This is a genomic window from Rhizobium sp. YS-1r (assembly GCF_000757525.1).
Taxonomy (GTDB): Bacteria; Pseudomonadota; Alphaproteobacteria; order Rhizobiales; family Rhizobiaceae; genus Neorhizobium; species Neorhizobium petrolearium.
Genome location: NZ_JPYQ01000031.1, coordinates 17,541 through 37,576, shown reverse-complemented (window position 1 = coordinate 37,576; position 20,036 = coordinate 17,541). Strand labels below are relative to the sequence as shown.

19 protein-coding genes are annotated in these 20,036 nt (G+C 62.9%); 17 read left to right on the top strand and 2 right to left on the bottom strand.

Annotation, left to right across the window (positions count from 1 at the left end; all coding sequences use genetic code 11):
- Positions 1-13: 13 nt before the first annotated feature.
- Entirely contained in the window at positions 14-457 is a 444-nt protein-coding gene (locus JL39_RS19910) for an SRPBCC domain-containing protein (protein ID WP_052183010.1), read from the top strand.
- A 351-nt stretch (positions 458-808) separates the two neighbouring features.
- Here the strand turns inward: JL39_RS19910 and JL39_RS19905 are convergent, their stop codons facing one another.
- Entirely contained in the window at positions 809-1,993 is a 1,185-nt protein-coding gene (locus JL39_RS19905; RefSeq protein WP_200883983.1) for an acyl-CoA dehydrogenase, read from the bottom strand.
- 91 nt (positions 1,994-2,084) lie between these two features.
- Here JL39_RS19905 and JL39_RS19900 point away from each other — a divergent pair, with 91 nt between their 5' ends.
- Entirely contained in the window at positions 2,085-3,023 is a 939-nt protein-coding gene (locus tag JL39_RS19900) for a LysR family transcriptional regulator (RefSeq protein ID WP_037154754.1), read from the top strand.
- Positions 3,024-3,099: 76 nt separating this feature from the next.
- Entirely contained in the window at positions 3,100-3,561 is a 462-nt protein-coding gene (locus JL39_RS31685) for a hypothetical protein (RefSeq protein WP_152601198.1), read from the top strand.
- A gap of 56 nt (positions 3,562-3,617) precedes the next feature.
- On the opposite strand, the gene JL39_RS19890 is transcribed toward JL39_RS31685, so the two are convergent.
- On the bottom strand, positions 3,618-5,045 hold the full coding sequence (locus tag JL39_RS19890; RefSeq protein ID WP_037154660.1) for an amidase: 1,428 nt from the start codon (positions 5,043-5,045) through the stop codon (positions 3,618-3,620).
- Positions 5,046-5,199: 154 nt separating this feature from the next.
- Here JL39_RS19890 and JL39_RS19885 point away from each other — a divergent pair, with 154 nt between their 5' ends.
- From JL39_RS19885 to JL39_RS19820, 14 genes are all read left to right on the top strand, one after another.
- Positions 5,200-6,270: a LacI family DNA-binding transcriptional regulator gene (locus JL39_RS19885; protein WP_037154658.1), complete on the top strand. Its 1,071-nt coding sequence runs from the start codon at positions 5,200-5,202 to the stop codon at positions 6,268-6,270.
- Positions 6,267-7,301 carry an ABC transporter substrate-binding protein gene (locus JL39_RS19880; RefSeq protein WP_037154656.1) on the top strand — a complete coding sequence of 345 codons (1,035 nt, stop codon included), beginning with the start codon at positions 6,267-6,269 and terminating at the stop codon, positions 7,299-7,301. Before JL39_RS19885 ends, JL39_RS19880 begins: the two co-directional genes overlap by 4 nt.
- A 219-nt stretch (positions 7,302-7,520) precedes the next feature.
- Positions 7,521-8,363, top strand: coding sequence for an ABC transporter permease (locus tag JL39_RS19875; protein WP_037154652.1), 843 nt, complete (start codon positions 7,521-7,523; stop codon positions 8,361-8,363).
- The gene (locus tag JL39_RS19870; protein ID WP_037154651.1) at positions 8,360-9,142 is read left to right on the top strand and encodes an ABC transporter permease; all 783 of its coding nucleotides are present in this window, start codon (positions 8,360-8,362) and stop codon (positions 9,140-9,142) included. Before JL39_RS19875 ends, JL39_RS19870 begins: the two co-directional genes overlap by 4 nt.
- Positions 9,135-10,160 carry an ABC transporter ATP-binding protein gene (locus JL39_RS19865; protein WP_037154650.1) on the top strand — a complete coding sequence of 342 codons (1,026 nt, stop codon included), beginning with the start codon at positions 9,135-9,137 and terminating at the stop codon, positions 10,158-10,160. Before JL39_RS19870 ends, JL39_RS19865 begins: the two co-directional genes overlap by 8 nt.
- A gap of 12 nt (positions 10,161-10,172) precedes the next feature.
- Positions 10,173-11,096 carry a nucleoside hydrolase gene (locus tag JL39_RS19860; protein ID WP_037154649.1) on the top strand — a complete coding sequence of 308 codons (924 nt, stop codon included), beginning with the start codon at positions 10,173-10,175 and terminating at the stop codon, positions 11,094-11,096.
- A complete protein-coding gene (locus JL39_RS19855; protein ID WP_244446929.1) occupies positions 11,093-12,880 on the top strand; it encodes an adenine deaminase in 1,788 nt (595 codons plus the stop codon). The genes JL39_RS19860 and JL39_RS19855 overlap by 4 nt, the downstream gene beginning before the upstream one ends.
- Positions 12,881-12,888: 8 nt before the next feature.
- On the top strand, positions 12,889-13,566 hold the full coding sequence (locus JL39_RS19850) for a phosphoribosyltransferase (RefSeq protein ID WP_037154648.1): 678 nt from the start codon (positions 12,889-12,891) through the stop codon (positions 13,564-13,566).
- Positions 13,567-13,656: 90 nt separating this feature from the next.
- The gene (locus tag JL39_RS19845; RefSeq protein WP_037154647.1) at positions 13,657-14,706 is read left to right on the top strand and encodes a dipeptidase; all 1,050 of its coding nucleotides are present in this window, start codon (positions 13,657-13,659) and stop codon (positions 14,704-14,706) included.
- A 47-nt stretch (positions 14,707-14,753) separates the two neighbouring features.
- Positions 14,754-16,361, top strand: a complete 1,608-nt coding sequence (locus JL39_RS19840) for an ABC transporter substrate-binding protein (protein WP_037154646.1) — start codon at positions 14,754-14,756, stop codon at positions 16,359-16,361.
- A 35-nt stretch (positions 16,362-16,396) separates the two neighbouring features.
- The gene (locus tag JL39_RS19835; RefSeq protein WP_037154645.1) at positions 16,397-17,464 is read left to right on the top strand and encodes an ABC transporter permease; all 1,068 of its coding nucleotides are present in this window, start codon (positions 16,397-16,399) and stop codon (positions 17,462-17,464) included.
- The gene (locus tag JL39_RS19830) at positions 17,461-18,393 is read left to right on the top strand and encodes an ABC transporter permease (RefSeq protein ID WP_037154643.1); all 933 of its coding nucleotides are present in this window, start codon (positions 17,461-17,463) and stop codon (positions 18,391-18,393) included. The genes JL39_RS19835 and JL39_RS19830 overlap by 4 nt, the downstream gene beginning before the upstream one ends.
- Positions 18,390-19,235: an ABC transporter ATP-binding protein gene (locus JL39_RS19825; RefSeq protein WP_037154642.1), complete on the top strand. Its 846-nt coding sequence runs from the start codon at positions 18,390-18,392 to the stop codon at positions 19,233-19,235. Before JL39_RS19830 ends, JL39_RS19825 begins: the two co-directional genes overlap by 4 nt.
- On the top strand, positions 19,232-19,981 hold the full coding sequence (locus JL39_RS19820) for an ABC transporter ATP-binding protein (protein WP_037154639.1): 750 nt from the start codon (positions 19,232-19,234) through the stop codon (positions 19,979-19,981). The genes JL39_RS19825 and JL39_RS19820 overlap by 4 nt, the downstream gene beginning before the upstream one ends.
- Positions 19,982-20,036: the final 55 nt, after the last annotated feature.

Sequence of the window (20,036 nt, the reverse complement as noted above, 5' to 3'; positions counted from 1 at the left end):
AAGGAGAAATTCGATGGAAAAGAGAGTGAGTGACCGCCGCACGGCGGTCGAACGGAGGTCCGAACGCGAACTCGTCGTGACGCGCACCTTCAACGGTCCGGTTCGCCTCGTGTTCGATGCGTGGACCACGCCCGAATTGTTCAAGCTGTGGTGGGCACCGAAATCCAGCGGCGTACCGCTTCTTTCCTGCGAGATGGATGTTCGCACCGGCGGCGGCTATAGCGTCACGTTCGGACAAGATGCCGAAAACTCCATGACGTTCTTCGGCAAATATCTCGAAGTGTCGCCGCCTTCACGCCTCGTCTGGACCAATGACGAAAGCGAAGAGGGCTCCGTCACCACAGTCACCTTCGAGGAAGAGGATGGCAAGACGCTGCTGGTCCTTCACGAACTCTATCCTTCCAAGGAGGCGCGCGACGAATCCTGCGCCGGCATGGAAGGCGCGATGCCTGAATAGTTCGGTCAGCTGGATGAACTTCTCGTCACCCTGGGCGCGGACGTGTGAACCAGCGACTGTCGCTTCGCCGAGGCGCAGAAACATGGAAGGCCCGGCGCGCTGGGAGCTGCCGGTCCTTCAGACTGCTGACAAACATCTCGGCGTGCAGGACGTCATCCTCGGGCTTGTCCCGAGGATCTGCCGTCGCTTGCCAAGCTATTGTTTATATTTATGTAATTTCGGGAATATAGACGTGGTCAGATGCTCGGGACAAGCCCGAGCATGACGAAAGAGGAGTTGCCGCCCTTTGTCCGCAGTCTGAGTCCGGCGCGCTGGGAGCTGCCGGTCTGCCGAAGCGGCGAACGCGTCTACTCAGAAAAACGCTTGGATGCCGGTCTGGGCGCGGCCGAGGATCAGCGCATGGACGTCATGCGTGCCTTCGTAGGTGTTGACCGTTTCCAGGTTCTGCGCATGGCGCATGACATGGAATTCGATCTGGATGCCGTTGCCGCCGTGCATGTCGCGGGCCTGGCGGGCGATGTCCAGCGCCTTGCCGCAATTGTTGCGCTTAACGATGGAGATCATTTCCGGCGCCATCCTGTGCTCGTCCATCAGCCGGCCGACGCGCAGCGACGCCTGGAGGCCGAGCGCAATCTCCGTCTGCATGTCGGCAAGTTTCTTCTGGTAGAGCTGCATGCCGGCAAGCGGCTTGCCGAACTGCTTGCGGTCGAGGCCGTACTGGCGGGCGCGGAACCAGCAGTCTTCCGCCGCCCCCATCACACCCCAGGAAATGCCGTAGCGGGCGCGGTTGAGGCAGCCGAAGGGTCCCTTGAGGCCCGAGACGCCGGGCAGCATGGCGTCTTCCGAAACCTCGACGCCGTCCAGAACGATCTCGCCGGTGATCGAGGCGCGCAGCGACAGCTTGCCACCGATCTTCGGCGCGGAAAGACCCTTCATGCCCTTTTCCAGCACGAAGCCGCGGATTTCGTTGTTATGGGCTTCGGACTTCGCCCAGACGACGAAGACGTCGGCGATCGGCGCGTTGGAGATCCACATCTTGGAGCCGCGCAGGCGATAGCCGCCCTCGATCTTTTCCGCGCGGGTCTTCATGCCGCCCGGATCGGAGCCGGCGTCCGGCTCGGTTAGGCCGAAACAGCCGATCAGTTCGCCGGAGACGAGGCCGGGCAGGTACTTCTTCTTCTGCTCGTCGGAGCCGTAGGCATAGATCGGGTAGATGACCAGCGAGGACTGCACGCTCATCATCGAGCGATAGCCGGAATCGATGCGCTCTATCTCGCGGGCAACGAGGCCGTAGGCGACATAGGAAGCATTGGCGGCGCCGTATTCCTCCGGCAGCGTGACGCCGAGCAGGCCCGTCTGGCCCATCAGCCGGAAGAGTTCGGGTTCGGTCGTCTCTTCGAGATAGGCTTCCTGGACGCGCGGCAGGAGTTCGGACTTGGCGAAGGCGGCGGCCGCGTCGCGGATCATCCGTTCCTCGTCGGTCAACTGGTCTTCAAGCAGAAAGGGATCGTTCCAGGAAAAAGCCAAGGGTCTCACTCCAATTTCAAGTTTGAAAGAATTATCGCCGCGCGGCCGCGAAGAGCAAGCACCGTTTACTCATCCGGCCATGATCTATAGTAATAATGCCATGGTCAGCCTCTCGCGAAAACTGCTTCCCTCCACCTCCGCACTTGCGGCTTTCGATTCCGTCGCAAGGCTCGGCAGCTTCTCGGCCGCGGCGGAAGAGCTGTCGCTGACGCAAGGGGCGATCAGCAGGCAGGTTTCCGGGCTGGAGGAGCAGCTTGGCGTGCTGCTGTTCGACCGCACGAGCAGAGGCGTCATGTTGACGCCCGCCGGCGAGGAATACGCCAAGGCGGTCGCCGGCGCGCTGGCGCAGATCCGCTCGGCTTCGCTGCAGGTCATGACAAAACGGCATAGTGACCAGTTGAACCTGGCGATCCTGCCGACTTTCGGGACCCGCTGGCTGATGCCGCGCATCCCGCAATTCGTCGCCCGGCACCCGGAGATCACCATCAATTTCGCGACCCGCATCGGCGTCTTCGATTTCGACCGCGACGGCATCGACATGGCGATCCACATCGGGCCCATGGGTGAAAAAGGGCCGGACTGGCCGGGGGCGGAATGCACATTCCTGATGGAGGAGATGGTCGCGCCCGTCTGCTCCCCCGCGTTCCTCAAGGCGCACCCCATCAACGAGGGGGAGGACCTTTTGCGCCTGCCGCTCCTGCACATGGCGTCGCGGCCGGGCGCCTGGAGCCATTGGTTCGAGAGCCTGGGCGTCACCGGCACGCCGTCGCAGGGCATGCGGTTCGAGCAGTTCGGCAACGTCGCGCAGGCCTGTATCGCGGGGCTCGGCGTGGCGCTGATGCCGCTCTTCCTGATCGATTCCGAGCTTGCCAGCGGTCAACTGGTCGAGGCCTTTCCGCATCAGGTCAGGAGCCCCAGCGCCTATTACGCGGTCGCGCCGCTCAGTAAGACGGGGTTTCGTCCAGTGGTGGCGTTCCGGGCGTGGCTCTTGGAGGAGGTCGGGCGGTATCGGGAGAACGAAGAGGTGGTGGGGTGGTAGTGGAATTCGCTCAGCGCAATTGACACGCTCTTTGCTGCATTCGAAACTGCGGTTCATCGCAAGATCGGGGGCTCTTTTGACCTTAGCGGCATTCGAAACTTATAGGCGAGCGATTCAAGCGCGGGCTATTTCAGCCGTATGGCGCGGTTATGGGTCGACCATCTTTCTGGAAATCGGCGAGCTTTCTTCTGCCCCTATTCTGCGAAATGGCTCGGTTGGAAATCCGCAAGGCGAGTACACGATTATGTTGGAATGGAGTTGGCGAATTGAAAACCAGGTCTCCATCATCGCCGGCAGTTGGAGCGATGAAGAAGGCTGGGAAGAGATTTTCAAATCGCTTATCGGTTGCGGAATAGAAGACATCACTCTATTCGGGCGCTTGCCTGAGTTGTCGGTGGTACTGGAAGGCGGAAAATACGTCGTCTCCTTCATGACTTCGGATGGCCAGCCGAGTTGGGCTGTCCTGAAACGGCCAGATCATGAGGAGAAATACGCGTCTCTTCATGTTCAAGGTGGGAAAGTGGTCGAAGAGCTTTAGCGAGGGCCATTTGATCTTGCCTCGGGCAGGTGCGGCCCTCGCAGTTCGATAGCCGCCTAAAGCTGCGGCCTTCTGTCCAACCAATCCGTAGCCGCCTCATAGGCCAGAGCGAGTTCCAGCACGGCCCTGTCGGCGCGGGGGCGGCCGATGATCTGGATGCCGTTTGGCAGGCCGTTTGAGCTGAAACCGGCCGGCATGGCGGCGACGGGCAGGCCAGCCATCGAGGGGCCGATCACCACTTCCATCCAGCGGTGATAGGTGTCCATTTTCCGGCCGGCGATTTCCTTGGGCCAGTGGGTCGTGGCGTCGAAGGGAAAGACCTGGGCGGAGGGCAGGATGAGGTAATCGTAGCGCTCGAAGAGCGTCAGCAGATATTGATACCAGGCGCTGCGGCGTTTCGAGGCGAAATGCACCTCGCGCCCCGTCATGTCGAGGCCGCGCTCGATCTCCCAGACGATCTCCGGCTTCATCAGGGCGCGTTTTTTCGGATCGTTGTAGTTGTCGCGCATGCCATTGGCGGCGAGCCAGCTTCTGAGCGTCGTCCATGAGCGCCAGACGTCGTCCATGTCGAAATCCGGCACCACGTCTTCGACCTTGCAGCCGATGCGCTCGAAGACCGGCAGCGTCGCGCGGCAGAGTTCCAGCACGCCGGGCTCGAAGGGCAGGTAGCTGCCGAGGTCGCCGAGCCAGGCGATACGGGCGCCGGAGAAGTCGCGGTTTTCGTGGAGTGTCAGGTCTTCGGTCGCCAGCGAATGCGGGTCGCGCGGATCGTAGCCGGCCTGCGTGGCAAGAAGGGCTGCGGCATCGCGCACCGTGCGGCCCATCGGCCCGAGCACCGAAAGCTGGCCCATGAAGAGTTCGAGCTTGAGCGATGAGGGGATGCGGCCATAGCTCGGGCGGAAGCCGACGACGTTGTTGAAGGCGGCGGGGTTGCGCAGCGATCCCATCATGTCGCTGCCGTCGGCCACCGGCAGAAGATGGGCGGCGAGAGCCGCCGCTGCGCCGCCGCTCGATCCGCCGGCGGTTTTCGTCAGGTCGTAGGGGTTCTTCGTCGTGCCGTGGACCGGATTGTAGCTCTGTGAGCCGAGCCCCTGTTCCGGCGTATTGGTCTTGCCGATGATGATTGCGCCGGCGTCCCGGATGCGCTCGACCATCACCTCGTCCTTCTCCGGCACGAAATCGGCGAAGAGCGGGGAACCGTAGGTGCAGCGGATGCCCTTCACCTCGCAAAGGTCCTTGATGGCGATCGGAAGCCCGTGCATCCAGCCGCGCGATTTGCCGGCAGCAAGCTCGGTGTCGCAGACCTCGGCCTCGGCAAGCAAGGCATCGGCATCGCGCAGGCTGACGATGGCATTGACCTTCGGATTGAGCCTTGCGATGCGCGCCAGATAGGCCTTCATGACCTCTACACAGGATACTTGCCCGTCGTGGATCGCTTCGGACAGGTCAGTGGCGGAAAGTCCGGTGATGTCTTCGTCCTGCATTTGCCCTCTCCCGATCGTCGAACCCGGATTTCCACTGGTGGGGAGGGCGAAGTCAAGGCAAGATATGGGGATATCGATCGCCTGGTGGCCAGAAGCGACTCGACAAAGCAACCTGATCAAAGTATCTTGCTTAAACGTTTAAGCAAGGCGTTTTATGGCAATCAACCGAACCGGACCGAATATGAATGCGATCGCAGCCGCCCTCGGGGTGTCGGCGGCGACCGTGTCCAATGCGCTTTCGGGCAAGGGCAGGGTATCACCGGAACTGGTGGAAAAGGTGCGGGCCAAGGCGGCCGAGCTTGGCTATGTGCCGAGTCTTGCGGCCCGGGCATTACGCACCGGCCGCACCGGGGTTCTCGGCCTTGTGCTGCCGGATATCGCCAATCCGCTTTTCCCGCAGATCGCCCAGGCGATCGAGAATGCCGCCTCGAATGCCGGCTACGGCGTGCTGATCGCCGATTCCCGCGGCGACATCGCGATGCAGACGGAGGCGATCGCCCGGCTTCTGGAGCGCGGCGTCGACGGCTTGGTGATCGTGCCCCGGCGCGGCACGCGGATCGCCGATGTCGGCTGTCCGGTCGCTGTCATCGATACGCCGTCCACGCCCGGCAATACCGTTGCGGCCGACCATTGGGGCGGCGGCGTGCAGATGGGGCGGCATCTTGCCGCGCTCGGCCATCGCAAGGTCCTGCTGATCGGCACGAACACGTCCTCCAATGTGCAGAACGACCGGATCGGCGGGCTGAAGGCCGGGCTCGGTGCCGGCATCGAATGCGAGACGCTGTGGATCGAGAAGGTCGAAGCGGTCGCGGGAGAAGGCTGTCCGCTCGGGCTTGCGGAAAAGGCCGCAAACGGCTTCACTGCCTTTGCGGCCGTCTCGGACCTTTCGGCACTTCGGGCGCTGACCGAGCTACAGCGCGCCGGGATCGAAGTGCCGGAAATGGTGAGCGTCACCGGTTTCGACGACCTTATCTGGTCGCCCGTCGTCACGCCCGGGCTCACCACCATACGCATGGACATGGCCACGATCGCCGATCTCGCCGTTGCCGCGCTGAACCGGGTCATCTCGCAGGACGGCGAGGCCGAACCCGCAGCGTCCGGTAACGTCGCGTCGGAAACGGACCGGGTGCCGATGCAGCTCATCGTGCGCCAGTCTACTGGCGCGCCGAATTCGCATGCCCTTCAACCATCCAACAAGCCGACAGCAGGAGAACTCAAATCATGAAAAAGGTCATTCTCGCATCGGGCACCGCCCTGATGCTCACGATGGGCGCCGCACCAACTCAGGCCCTGGCCCAGGAAAAGACATTGACGATTTCCGTCTATGCCTTCGCGCAGGATGAATTCAAGCAGCTCGTCTACGATCCCTTCGAGAAGATCTGCGGCTGCAAGCTCGTCGTCGAGACCGGCAACAGCGTCGAACGTCTCGCCAAGCTGGAAGCCAACAAGGCCAATCCGATGGTCGACATGGCCGTCGTCTCGATGGCCGACGCGCTGGCCGCTTCCCGCGCCGGCCTGATCGACAAGGTCGATACGGCGAAGCTCTCCAACTTCAACAAGCTCTACGACGTTGCGAAAGACCCGAACGGCGACGGCATGAGCGTCGGCTATACCTTCTACGCGACCTCGATCGCCTATCGTTCCGACAAGATGAAGATCGATTCCTGGGCCGATCTCCTGAAGCCGGAATATGCAAGCCATATCGCCTGGCCGAACGTCACCACCAACCAGGGGCCGCCGGCGCTCTACATGCTGGGTCTTGCGCTCGGCAAGGACACGCCGGACCTTGCGGCTCCGATCGAAGCCGTCGGGGAGAAGAAGGGCGAGATCGTCACCTTCTATGAAAAATCCTCGCAACTCGTGCAGCTCATGCAGCAGGAGGAAATCTGGGCAGCACCCATCGGTCGCTTCTCCTGGGCTCCCTTCACCAAGCTCGACATGCCGATTGCCTGGGCCAATCCCAAGGAAGGCCAGACGGGCGGCATGAACGTCATGGTCGTCACCAAGGGTTCGAAGAACCGCGATCTCGCGCTGCAGTTCATGGATTTCTGGCTCTCGACCGATACCCAGACGAAGCTTGCCGAAAAGCTGATCGACAGTCCGGCCAACATGGAGGTCAAGCTGTCCGACGCGATCGCCAACAACCTCACCTATGGCGAGGAGACGGCGAAAAGCCTGAAGCTCATCCCGTCCGCCGTGGCGCTCGACAACCGCGCCGGCTGGGTGAAGAGCTGGAACGAGAAGGTCGGGCAGTAAGGATTGGCGCATCGCGCTCCGTCGTCATCCTCGGGCTTGTCCCGAGGATCTGCAGCGCTTTCGGCACACTCTTCGTCACGTATTTTTCGGCTTGGATCCTCGGGGCAAGCCCGAGGATGATGTCGCAAAATCTGGCGAGGACGTGCCCGAAGCACAGCGGGCGACGACGTAAATAAACAGGTTCCCTTTGAGGGCGGATCGTTCAGGAGACCACCACCAATGTTCCACAACAGGGCCGAAGCGCTGGCGCTTGCACTGCCCGCGGCATTCTTCGCCGCGGCGGTCTTCCTCATGCCGGTGGCGATCCTGCTCTCCGACGGCTTTCGCAATCCGGTCGGCGGCTGGACCATATCCGCCTATACGGATTTCTTCGCCGACCCGCTGAACCGGACCGTCTTCCTGCGCACGCTGAGGCTCGGGGCGATCGTGACCGTCGTCTCGGCCGTGCTCGGCTATGCGGCCGCGTTTGCGATCGTCAACCTGGAACCTGGCACCAAGGGCAAGATGACCGGTCTCGTCGTGCTGCCGCTGATGATCTCGCCGGTTGCCCGCACCTATGCCTGGATCGTCATTCTCGGCCGCACCGGCATCGTCAACCAGGCGCTGCAACTGGTCGGCCTGACGGATGCGCCGCTGCGCATCCTGTTTTCCGAGACGGCGGTTTTCATAGGCCTTTTGCAGCTCTTCCTGCCGCTGATGATCATCTCGCTCATTTCCGCGCTTGAGAACATGCCGAAGGACGCCGTTCCGGCCGCCCGCGTGCTTGGCGCCAACTGGTTCCAGGTCTTCTGGAAGGTCATCCTGCCGCTCACCAAGGAAGGCCTCGTCATCGGCGGCACGCTGGTCTTCACCGGCTCGCTGACGGCCTATATCACGCCGGCCATCCTCGGCGGCTCCAAGGTGCTGATGCTGGAGACGCTGCTCTACCAGCAGGTCTCGGTCTCCAACAATTTCGTCTCGGCGAGCGTCATCGCCTTCATTCTGATCGTCATGAGCTTTGCCGCGAACATCCTTCTCAAACGCGTCGCCACGGCCAGGAACAAGCAGAGGAGCCCGCAGTGAGCGCCCGCAGCCTCTTCATTCCCCTCACGCTTTTCCTGGTGCTGGGCTTCCTGATCGGGCCGTTCCTGATCATCGTCGCCGCCTCCTTTTCCGGCGGTGAGACGCTGGCCTTCCCGCCGCAAGGCTTTTCGCTGCGCTGGATCCTGAAGGTCTTCACGGTGGAGAGCTTCCGGGCGAGCTTCGGCATGTCGATGTTTCTGGCGATCGGCGGAACGGCGGCAGCACTCCTGCTTGGCATCCCCGCGTCCTACGCGCTCTCCCGCTACAAGCTGCCGGGGGCGGAAATCGTCCGCACGGTCGTCTCGGCGCCGATCATCGTGCCCGGCATCATCGTCGGCCTGGCGCTGCTCCGCTACATCGTCGTGCCGTTCCAGGTCGGCATCACGCCGGCATTGTTCCTTGCCCATACGGCGCTGGTGCTGCCCTATGCGGTGCGGGTGGTCTCGGCAAGCCTGGACAACCTGCGCTCGGATATCGAGGAGGCGGCGGTGCTGCTCGGCTCCTCCCGGCTCGGCGCCTTCTTCCGGGTGGTGATGCCGAACATCCGCGGCGGCATTCTTTCCGCCTTCATCCTCGGCTTCGTCACCAGCTTCAACCAGGTGCCGGTGTCGCTGTTCCTCTCCGGGCCGGGCGTGCGCACGCTGCCGATCGACATGATCGCCTATATGGAGATCGTCTTCGATCCGTCGGTTGCCGCACTCTCCTCGCTGCTCGCCTTCCTTTCCATCGGCATCGTCTTTGCTGCCGAACGCTTCCTCGGATTTTCCCGCTATGTCTGACGCGCCTTACCTCTCGCTCGAAAAGCTGACGCTCGCCTATGGCGACACCGTCGCCGTTGCGAACCTCGACCTTCCCATCCGCAAGGGCGAGCTCGTCGCGCTGCTCGGCCCTTCCGGCTGTGGCAAGACGACGACCATGCGTGCCATCGCCGGCCTGCTGCCGGTCAAGTCCGGCCATGTGCGGCTCGACGGCGCGGATATCACCCGCGTGCCGGCCAACAGGCGCGCCGTCGGCCTTGTCTTCCAGTCCTATGCGCTTTTCCCGCACCTCTCGGTCTACGAGAACGTCGCCTTCGGCCTGAAGCTCAAGGGCATGCGCGGAACCGAACTCGACGCCAAAGTCCGGTCGGGCCTCACCTCGGTCGGCCTGTCGAGCTTCGCCAACCGCAAGCCGGCCGAGCTTTCCGGCGGCCAGCAGCAGCGCGTGGCGCTTGCCCGCTCGATGGTCATGGAGCCGAAGGTGCTTCTGCTCGACGAGCCGCTTTCCAACCTCGACGCCCGCCTGCGGCTTGAAATGCGCACCGAGCTGCAGCGCGTCCAGAAGGAAACCGGGGTGACGATGATCTTCGTGACCCACGATCAGGCGGAGGCGCTTGCGCTTGCCGACCGCATTGTGGTCATGAAGAACGGTAAGATCGAACAGATCGGCTCGCCCGAGGATATCTACAACCGCCCGACCTCCTCTTTCGTGGCGGATTTCGTCGGTTTCGAAAACATCTTCCCGATCGAACAGGGGAAGATGAAGACCAGCAGTGGTCTGATAGACCTATCGGGTCCGGCCCCTTCAGCGGCGGGTCTGGCCTGGCGGCCGCGTATGGTGACCCTGGGCTCAGGTCCTTTCCGGGGCACCGTGCGCGGCGCATCCTTTGCCGGTGACAGCCGCGAATACCTGCTCGATACGCCTTTCGGCCCGATCAAGGCAGAGGTGGAGGCGAGCCAGCCGGCGCATGCGCTGGGCAGCGATCTCTCCTTCGACCTGCCGGCCGAAAAGGCCGCCCCGCTTTCCCGGTTTACCTGAGGCGTCCGGACCATGGGCATCTGGATCGATACCGATATGGGCTTCGACGACATCGCCGCGATCATGGTCGCGGCGCATGCGGGGCTTGCGATCGACGGCGTCTCGCTCGCCTTCGGCAATGCGCCGCTCGAAGCCGTCCGCCGCAATGCGGCGGGTGCTGCGTCTGCCTTCGTCTGGCCGTTTCCGATCCATGTAGGGCGTGATACGCCAGTGCTTGGCCAGTTGGAGACGGCGACGGGCATTCTCGGCGAGACCGGCATTCCGACGGCCGGCCTCAGTCTGCCGGAGGCTGCCGATACGTTTCAGAATGACGCTTTCGGAGCGCTCTGTTGCTGGCTCGAAAAGGGTGAAGGCGAGCGGCGCATCCTGGCGCTCGGGCCGCTCACCAACATTGCGGCCATCGCGCTGGCGCGGCCCGATCTTGCGGCGAAGATCACCGATCTCACCTGGATGGGCGGCGGAGTGACGACCGGCAATCACACGGCATCCGCCGAATTCAATGCTTTTGCCGATCCGGAAGCGCTGGCGATCGTGCTTGCCCACGACATCCCGTTCCGGATGGTCGATCTCGATCTCTGCCGCAAGGTGCTGTGCGGGCCGGAGGACATTGCGCCGATCCGGGCAGCAGGCGGCCGCAATGCCGGGCTGGTTGCCGATCTCCTGGCAGGCTTCGTTAGGATTGCCACCAGCCGCGGCCGGCCGGCGATGGCGCTCTACGATGCCGTCGCGGCGGTCGCCTTCGCCTATCCGGACCATGTGACCTGGCGTGAGGCACGTATCGACGTGGAGCTCGCGGGCGGGCTGACACGCGGGCGCACGGTTGTCGAGACGCGTGCCGGGCGGGCGGCATTCAATGCGGCCTACGGTGTCGAGATCGATACCGAAAGGGCAAAAACTCTCATTCTCGAAACATTGCAGGCAGAGGCGAGCTGGTGAAGAACATTATTGCAACGGTGCAGGAGTTCACTGAACCGGCCTTTCGCGACCGCGCCGTTACGGCTGCGCGCGGCGACGCTCCGTTCGACATCCTGATTGCGGGCGGCACATTGGTGGACATGGGAACCGGGGAATTGCGGCCGGCGGATATCGGCATCGTCGGTCCGATGATCGCCAGCGTCCACGAGGCTGGCAGCCGCTCTGACGCCGCCCGGATCATCGATGCGAAAGGTGCGTTCATCTCGCCCGGCCTCATCGACACGCACATGCATATCGAAAGCTCGATGGTGACGCCGGCCACCTATGCGGCAACCGTGCTCCCGCACGGGGTCACGACCGTCGTCTGGGATCCCCACGAATTCGGCAACGTCCATGGTGTCGACGGGGTGCGTTGGGCCGTCGAGGCGGTCAAGCCATTGCCGCTGCGCGCGGTCGTCCTTGCCCCTTCCTGCGTGCCGTCGGCGCCGGGCCTGGAGGTGGCGGGCGCCGATTTCGACGTTTCGGCGGTCGAGGAAATGCTGTTCTGGCCGAAGATCGGCGGGCTTGCCGAGGTCATGAACATGCGCGGCGTCATCGACCGCGAGCCGCGCATCAGCGCGATCGTGCAGGCGGCACTGGTCTCCGAAAAACTCGTCTGCGGTCATGCGCGGGGCCTCGCAGGTCCCGATCTCGCCGCCTTCATGGCGGCCGGAGTGACCTCCGATCACGAACTCGTCTCCGGAGCCGACCTTCTTTCCAAACTGCGCGCGGGGCTGACGATCGAGCTGCGGGGATCGCATGATCACCTGTTGCCTGAGTTTGTGGAAGCGTTGAAGACACTCGGCCACCTGCCGCAGACCGTGACGCTCTGCACCGACGACGTCTTCCCGGACGATCTCGTCAGCGGCGGCGGACTGGACGATGTGGTCCGCCGGCTGGTGCGCTATGGAATGAAGCCGGAATGGGCGCTGCAGGCTGCGACGCTCAATGCTTCCGTCCGGATCGGTCGCGCCGATCTTGGCCTGATCGCCGCCGGCCGCCGAGCGGACATCGTGGTTTTCGAAGACCTTGAGGATTTCCGCGCGCGGCATGTGCTGGCCAGCGGCACGCCGGTTGCCCGCGACGGCGCCATGGCGATCGACGCGGCCGCCATCGATTCCTCGCCGCTTCGGGATTCCGTCAAGCTCAAGCCGCTGACGGCGGAGGACTTCAAGCTTTCCGCTACGGCGAAGAAGATCAGGCTCGCAACGATCGATCGCCCGCGCTTCACGAACTGGGGGGAGACGGTTGCGGATGTCACCGACGGTTACGTGGTACCCCCGGAGGGAACGACCCTGATCGCGGTCACCCACCGCCACGGCCGCGCCGACAGCCGCACCCGTCTCGGGTTCTTGACCGGCTGGGGCCGGTGGAAGGGGGCATTCGCCACCACGCTTGCCCATGACAGCCACAACCTTACCGTCTTCGGCTCCGATCCGACCGATATGGCCGCGGCGGCGAATGCCGTCATCGGGGCCGGCGGCGGCATGGCGGTGGCGATCGGCGGCAAGGTCGTGGCTCTCCTTCCATTGCCGCTTTCCGGCCTCGTGTCCGAAGCGCCGATGGAGGAGGTGGCGGAAGGCTTCCGGAATATCCGATCCGCCATGGACCGCGTCGTCGACTGGCAGCCGCCCTATCTCGTGTTCAAGGCCTGTTTCGGCGCGACGCTCGCCTGCAATCCCGGCCCGCATCAGACCGATCGCGGCATTGCCGATGTGACCAGCGGCAGGTTATTGGAATCACCGATCCTCGAAATTCTCGAATAGGAAAGACGATGCAGCCGCATGATTTCTGGCAGGACGTGCATCCGCCGGGTTCATTCGACAGGGCAGGGCCGTTTTCCGGCTTCTTCCCGGCGACGCTCGACGACGGCAGCCAGATCAAACTGCCGATCCGGCCGCTTGCGGACGGCGAGCATGCGCTCGCCTCTCTCATCATCAACCAGGCGAGCTTCGACGTGCAGGACGCTCTTGCCGCCGATCTCGCGCCGAAGCTCGCAGCCCTTCGGCCGGAGGTGATCGTCGGCCTGCCGACGCTTGGTCTCACGCTTGCCGCGGCCGTCGCCCGTTCGCTGGGCTTCACGCGCTACGTGCCGCTCGGGACCTCGCGGAAATTCTGGTACGACGAGACCCTGTCGGTGCCGCTTTCCTCCATCACCACGCCGGAACAGAAGAAGCGGCTCTATGTCGATCCACGCATGCTGCCGCTCATCCAGGGCAAGCGTGTGGCGCTGGTTGACGACGTCATCTCCAGCGGCGCATCGATCGTCTCGGGCCTTGAATTGATGGCCTCGCTCGGTATCGAACCGGTGGTGATCGGCGCAGCCATGCTGCAATCGGAACGCTGGCACGAGAGGCTCGCTTCCTTCGGGCGGCAATGGCAGGAGCGCACCGTCGGCGTTTTCAGGACGCCGATGCTGAAAAAGGCGGGCGAGGGGAACTGGACCGCCTGAGGCGATTTGTGCCTTGCGAAACAGCGTCGGGCGAATAGGATCGCGGATCACTCACCTCGGGGATTTTCACAGGAAATCGGGAACAGCTTCATGGAACTGGTGTTCGACGGCCATAACGACGTGCTTCTGCGGCTCTGGCGGAACATGAAGGCGGGCGGCGACCCGATCGCCGAATTCATGCACGGCACGCCGAACGGCCATATCGACGGACCACGCGCCAAGGCCGGCGGGCTGGCCGGCGGACTTTGCGCTATCTATATCCCGTCGGGCGACCTCATCCTGAAGGAGCCCGATGCAGATGGCCGTTACGAAACGCCGCTTGCCGCACCCCTCGACCATCTGCCGTCCGTGACCATCGCGCTTGAAAAGGCGGCCATCGCCCTTCGCCTCGACCGGGCCGGCGCCTGGCGGCTTTGCCGCTCCACGGCCGATATCCGCAAGGCGATGGAAGACGGCATTTTCGCCGCCGTCATGCATATGGAGGGCTGCGAAGCGATCGATCCCGACCTCGGCAATCTCGACGTCTTTTACGCCGCCGGCCTGCGCTCGCTCGGCCCTGTCTGGAGCCGCCACAACATCTTCGGCCACGGCGTGCCGTTTGCCTTTCCCATGTCGCCGGATACCGGTCCCGGTCTTACCGATCTCGGCTTCGAACTCGTCAGGGCCTGCAACCGGCTCGGTATCCTGATCGATCTTTCGCACATCACCGAGAAGGGCTTCTGGGATGTCGCCAAGACCTCGGACCAGCCGCTGATCGCCAGCCATTCGAATGCCCATGCGCTTACTCCGGTCGCCCGCAACCTGACCGACAGGCAGCTAGACGCGGTCAAGGAGAGCGGCGGCCTCGTCGGCCTCAACTATGCCGTGACCATGCTGCGCGACGACGGCCGCGACAACGTTTCGACGCCGCTTTCAGACATGATCCGTCATGTCGACCACATGGTCGGCCGCATGGGGATCGATCACGTGGCGCTCGGTTCGGATTTCGACGGCGCCTCGATTCCCGAAGAGATTCATGATGCTGGAGGAAATCAGAATCTGGTTGCGGCGCTCAGAGGAGCGGGCTACGCTGGCGAAGAATTAAAAAAGCTTTGCCGGGAAAACTGGCTCAGAGTTTTGGGGAAGGCCTGGCACGAATAGGGCGGTTTTCCCCAAAGGTCCAAAGAACCAAAAGGGGAAACCAGACCATGCTCCATTCATTCAAGGGACGAATCCGTCTGCTGACCACGGGCGCTGCGCTCGCAGTGATGCTCGCGGCCGCGCCGCAGGCATTCGCCGTCACGCCGAAGGATACGCTCGTCATCGGGCTTGCCTTCGACGACATCATCACGCTCGACCCGGGTCAGGCCTTCGAATTCTCGGCCGGCGAGATCAACGGCAACAGCTATGACCGTCTCGTCCGGCTCGACATCAACGACACATCGAAGGTCGCGCCGGATCTCGCTGAAAGCTGGACGGTATCCGACGACGGCCTCACCTATACGTTTAAGATCAAGCAGGGTCTGAAATTCGCCTCCGGCAACCCGATCACGGCGGAAGACGTTGCCTATTCCTTCGAACGTTCCGTCAAGATCGACGGGCCGCCAGCCTTCATCCTCAATCAGTTCGGGCTGAAGAAGGACAACATCACCGAAAAGGCCGTTGCCAAGGACCCGAGCACTTTCGTGCTCACCGTCGACCAATCCTATGCGCCGTCCTTCGTGCTGAACTGCCTGACCGCGACCGTTGCCGCCGTGGTCGACAAGCAGCTCGTTTTGCAGCATGTCACCAATGACGACTACGGCAACGCATGGCTGAAGAGCAATTTCGCGGGCTCCGGCCCCTACAAAATCCGCGAATGGCGCGCCAACGAAGTGGTCGTGATGGAGCGCAACGACAACTATTGGGGCGAGAAGCCGAAGCTCAACCGCATCATCTATCGCCACATGAAGGAAAGTGCTGCGCAGCGGCTTGCGCTCGATAACGGCGATATCGACGTCGCGCGTAATCTCGAGCCGAACGATATCGACGCGGTTTCCAAGAAGGGCACGACGATCACCAGCACCCCGAAGGGTTCGGTCTTCTATTTCAGCATGAACCAGAAGAACCCGAATCTTGCAAAGCCGGAAGTCGTCGAGGCGATGAAATACCTGGTCGACTATGATGCGATCCAGGCGACCCTCATCAAGGGCGTCGGTGAAATCCACCAGACCTTCCTGCCGAAGGGCCTGCTCGGTGCGATCGATGACAAGCCCTACAAGCTCGACGTCGCCAAAGCCAAGGAACTGCTCGCCAAGGCCGGCCTGAAGGACGGTTTCTCCGTCACGATGGACGTGCGCAATAACCAGCCGACCACCGGCATTGCGGAATCGATCCAGCAGACCTTCGCCCAGGCCGGCATCAAGATGGAGATCATTCCCGGCGATGGCAAGCAGACGCTGACCAAATACCGTGCACGCACACATGACATGTATATCGGTTACTGGGGCGTCGATTACTGGGATCCGAACTCAAACGCGGAAACCTTCACGTCAAACCCGAACAATGCCGATGAGGGCACGTCAAAGACGCTCGCATGGCGCAATGCCTGGGATATTCCGGAGCTGACGAAGGAAACCAAGACCGGCTTCCTGGAGCGGGATTCGGCCAAGCGCGCCGCAATCTACGAAAGCCTGCAGAAGAAGCTGCTCGCAACCGGTCCGTTCGCGCTGATCTTCCAGCAGACGGAAGTGGCCGGCGTCGGCAAGGGCGTGAAGGATTTCAAGCTCGGCCCGACCTTCGATACGAACTACGTGTTCAACGTTTCCAAGGAGTAGGGCCTATATAGGCCCTAGCCCGGAAGGCTGATTTCTTGACCCTTACAGATACAACCGTGGCGACACGGCGCAATCGGCGCCGTGCTTCGTCCTTTGCGGCTTCCGTCCTGCGTTTTGCGGTGACCGTGGTCACGACCATATTCGGGCTGCTGCTCGTCACCTTCTTCATCGGCCGGGTCGTGCCCATCGACCCGGTGCTGGCGATCGTCGGCGACCGCGCTCCGGCCCACCTCTATGAACGGACCCGGATCGAGCTGGGCTTGAATCTGCCGCTCTATCAGCAGTTCTGGATCTATGCGAAACAGGCGCTTTCCGGTGATCTGGGCACTTCAGTGCTGACCAGCAATCCGGTGCTGGAGGATATCAAGCGCGTCTTTCCCGCCACCATGGAGCTTGCAACGATCGGAACGCTGATCGGCGCAATCCTCGGCATACCGCTCGGCGTTCTCGCTGCTGTCAAGCGCGGCAGCATCGCCGACCAGATCGTCCGCGTCATCGGCCTGATCGGCTATTCCGTGCCGATCTTCTGGCTCGGTCTCCTGGCGCTGGTGCTTTTTTACGCGCAACTGCGGTGGGTGGCTTTTCCCGGCCGCGTGGATATCGTCTACGAATACAGTTTTTCGCCGCAGACCGGCTTTTACCTGCTGGATGCGGCCATGCAGGGCCAGTGGGACGTGGTGGGTGATCTCTTCCGCCACATCGCGCTGCCCGGAGCGCTGCTTGGCTATTTCTCTCTCGCCTATATCAGCCGCATGACCCGCTCCTTCATGCTGAACGAGCTTTCCCAGGAATATATCGTGGCGGCGCGGGCAAAGGGCCTTTCCGAGGCCCGCATCATCTGGTTCCATGCGTTGCGCAACGCCGCCGTGCCGCTGGTGACGGTGATCGCGCTTTCCTATGCCAATCTCCTGGAGGGGTCGGTTCTCACCGAAACCATTTTCTCCTGGCCGGGGCTCGGCCTCTACATCACCAATTCTCTGCAGAACGCCGATATGAATGCCGTGCTTGGCGGCACGCTGGTGATCGGGTCCGTTTTCGTCGGCATCAACATCTTCTCCGATCTTCTCTATCGGACACTGGACCCGAGGACCCGCAGCCGATGAGTATTCCGGAAATCGCACTCAGACCCTATAGCCGCGCATGGTTGCTTTCCGACCGGCCGGCCTCGCGGCAGCAGGCGCGTCTCGGTCGCGCCTATATCATCTGGCGCCGCTTTGCCGAAAATCGCCTGGCGCTGGTGGGCCTGGGCATTCTAATCCTGCTGCTGGTGGTCGCAGCCCTTGCCGACGTGCTTGCGCCCTATGATCCGGTCGTCGGCGACCTGCGCAACGCGCGCCTCCTGCCTCCGGGCACGGCCGGCTATCTGCTCGGAACGGACGACCAGGGCCGCGACATCCTCTCGCGGCTGATCTACGGATCGCGGCTGACGCTGCTCGTCGTCGTGCTGGTAGCGGTCATCGCCGCACCCATCGGCCTCATCGTCGGCACGGCTTCCGGTTATGCCGGCGGATGGCTGGACGCGGTGCTGATGCGCATCACCGACATCTTCCTCGCCTTTCCGAAGCTCGTGCTCGCTCTGGCGCTGGTCGCGGCGCTCGGGCCGGGGATCGAGAACGCGATCCTGGCGATCGCCGTCACCTCCTGGCCGCCCTATGCACGCATCGCCCGCGCCGAGACGCTGACCTTCCGCAACTCGGAATTCATTGCCGCGGTGAAGCTGATGGGGGCTTCGCCGCTTCGCATCATCATCCGGCATGTGATGCCGCTCTGCCTCTCGTCGCTGATCGTGCGCGTCACGCTCGATATGGCCGGCATCATCCTGACTGCCGCCGGCCTTGGCTTTCTCGGCCTTGGCGCACAGCCGCCGCTGCCCGAATGGGGTGCAATGATCGCCTCCGGCCGCCGCTTCATCCTCGATCAGTGGTGGGTCGCCGCCATGCCGGGTGTCGCGATCCTCGTTGTCAGCCTCGGCTTCAACCTGCTCGGCGACGGGTTGCGCGACGCGCTCGATCCGAAGGAGGCGGGCCAATGACGAATGGACAGACCCCGCTTCTGACAGTCGAAGACCTGCGCGTGACGTTCCCGACCCGCACCGGTGAAGTACGCGCCGTGCGCGGCGTTTCCTTCACGCTTGGGAAAGAGCGGCTCGGCATCGTCGGCGAGTCCGGTTCCGGCAAGTCGCAGACCGGCCGCGCCATCATGGGGCTCACGCCGGCCCATGCGTCGATCACGGCCAGAAAGCTCGCTTTCTCCGGCCGCGATCTTCTTTCCATGCGCAAGGCCGAGCGGCGGGCGCTGCGCGGAAAGCGGATCGCGATGATCCTGCAGGATCCGAAATATTCGCTGAATCCGGTAATGACCATAGGCCGGCAGATCGTCGAGACGTTGAAGACACACGAGGATGTTTCGACGTCCGAGGCGAGGACGCGTGCGCTTTCCATGCTGGAAGCCGTGCAGATCCGAGATCCGGAACGCGTCTTCGACCTTTATCCGCACGAGGTCTCCGGCGGCATGGGCCAGCGCGCCATGATCGCCATGATGCTCGTCTGCGGTCCGGAGCTTCTGATTGCCGACGAGCCGACCTCGGCGCTCGACGTCACCGTGCAGCTCGAAGTGCTCTCCATCCTCGACAAGCTGGTGGCGGAGCGCGGCATGGGGCTGATCCTGATCTCGCATGATCTCCGGCTCGTCTCTTCCTTCTGCAATCGCGTCATCGTCATGTACGCGGGGAAAATCGTCGAGGAACTGCCATCGGCCGATCTTGCCCAAGCGCAGCATCCCTACACGCGCGGGCTTTTGAATTGCCTGCCGACCATCGGTTCGCACCGGCATCCGCTGCCTGTCCTCGACCGCAAGCCGGAGTGGGCGCTATGAGCTCAGCCGTTTCCATCCGCGACATGGTCGTCACCTACGAAGATTTTGCGGCACTCGACCATGTCAGCTTCGATATCGGCGCCGGCGAATCCTTCGGCATCGTCGGTGAGTCCGGTTCCGGCAAGTCGACGCTGCTGCGTGCCATTTCCGGGCTCGCCTCCTTCGATCAGGGTACGCTCTCCGTCAATGGACGGCCCTATTCGGGCCGGAGCCGGGACAAGGAGTTCTACCGCACCGTCCAGATGGTCTTTCAGGACCCCTACGGCTCGCTGCATCCGCGCCAGACGGTCGACCGCCTGCTGCTCGAACCCCTCCTGATCCACGGCTTCGACGATATCGAGACCCGCATCTCCCGCGCGCTGGACGAGGTGGGCTTGGGCTCCGGCTTCCGCTTCCGTTATTCGCACCAGCTCTCCGGCGGGCAACGGCAGCGCATAGCGATCGCCCGGGCGCTCATCCTGGAACCGAAGATCCTGCTTTTGGACGAGCCGACCTCGGCGCTCGATGCCTCGATCCAGGCGGAAATCTTAAACCTTCTCGAACAGGCGCGCCGCGACCGCGACCTCACCTTCATCATGGTCAGTCACGATCTGGGCGTCATCAGTCACATGTGCGAGCGGCTGGCGGTGATGAAGATGGGCAAGGTTGTCGAGACTTTGCCAGCAGCGGCTCTGGAAAAACGCGAATTTTCGGCGGAATATACGCGCCAGTTGCTCGTCGCCAGCGAAGGCTTTCGCCGCGGTTGAGGGGCGTCTCTTTTTGTTTCCAAGCAATTCCGGACGGAAAACCGCGACATACTTT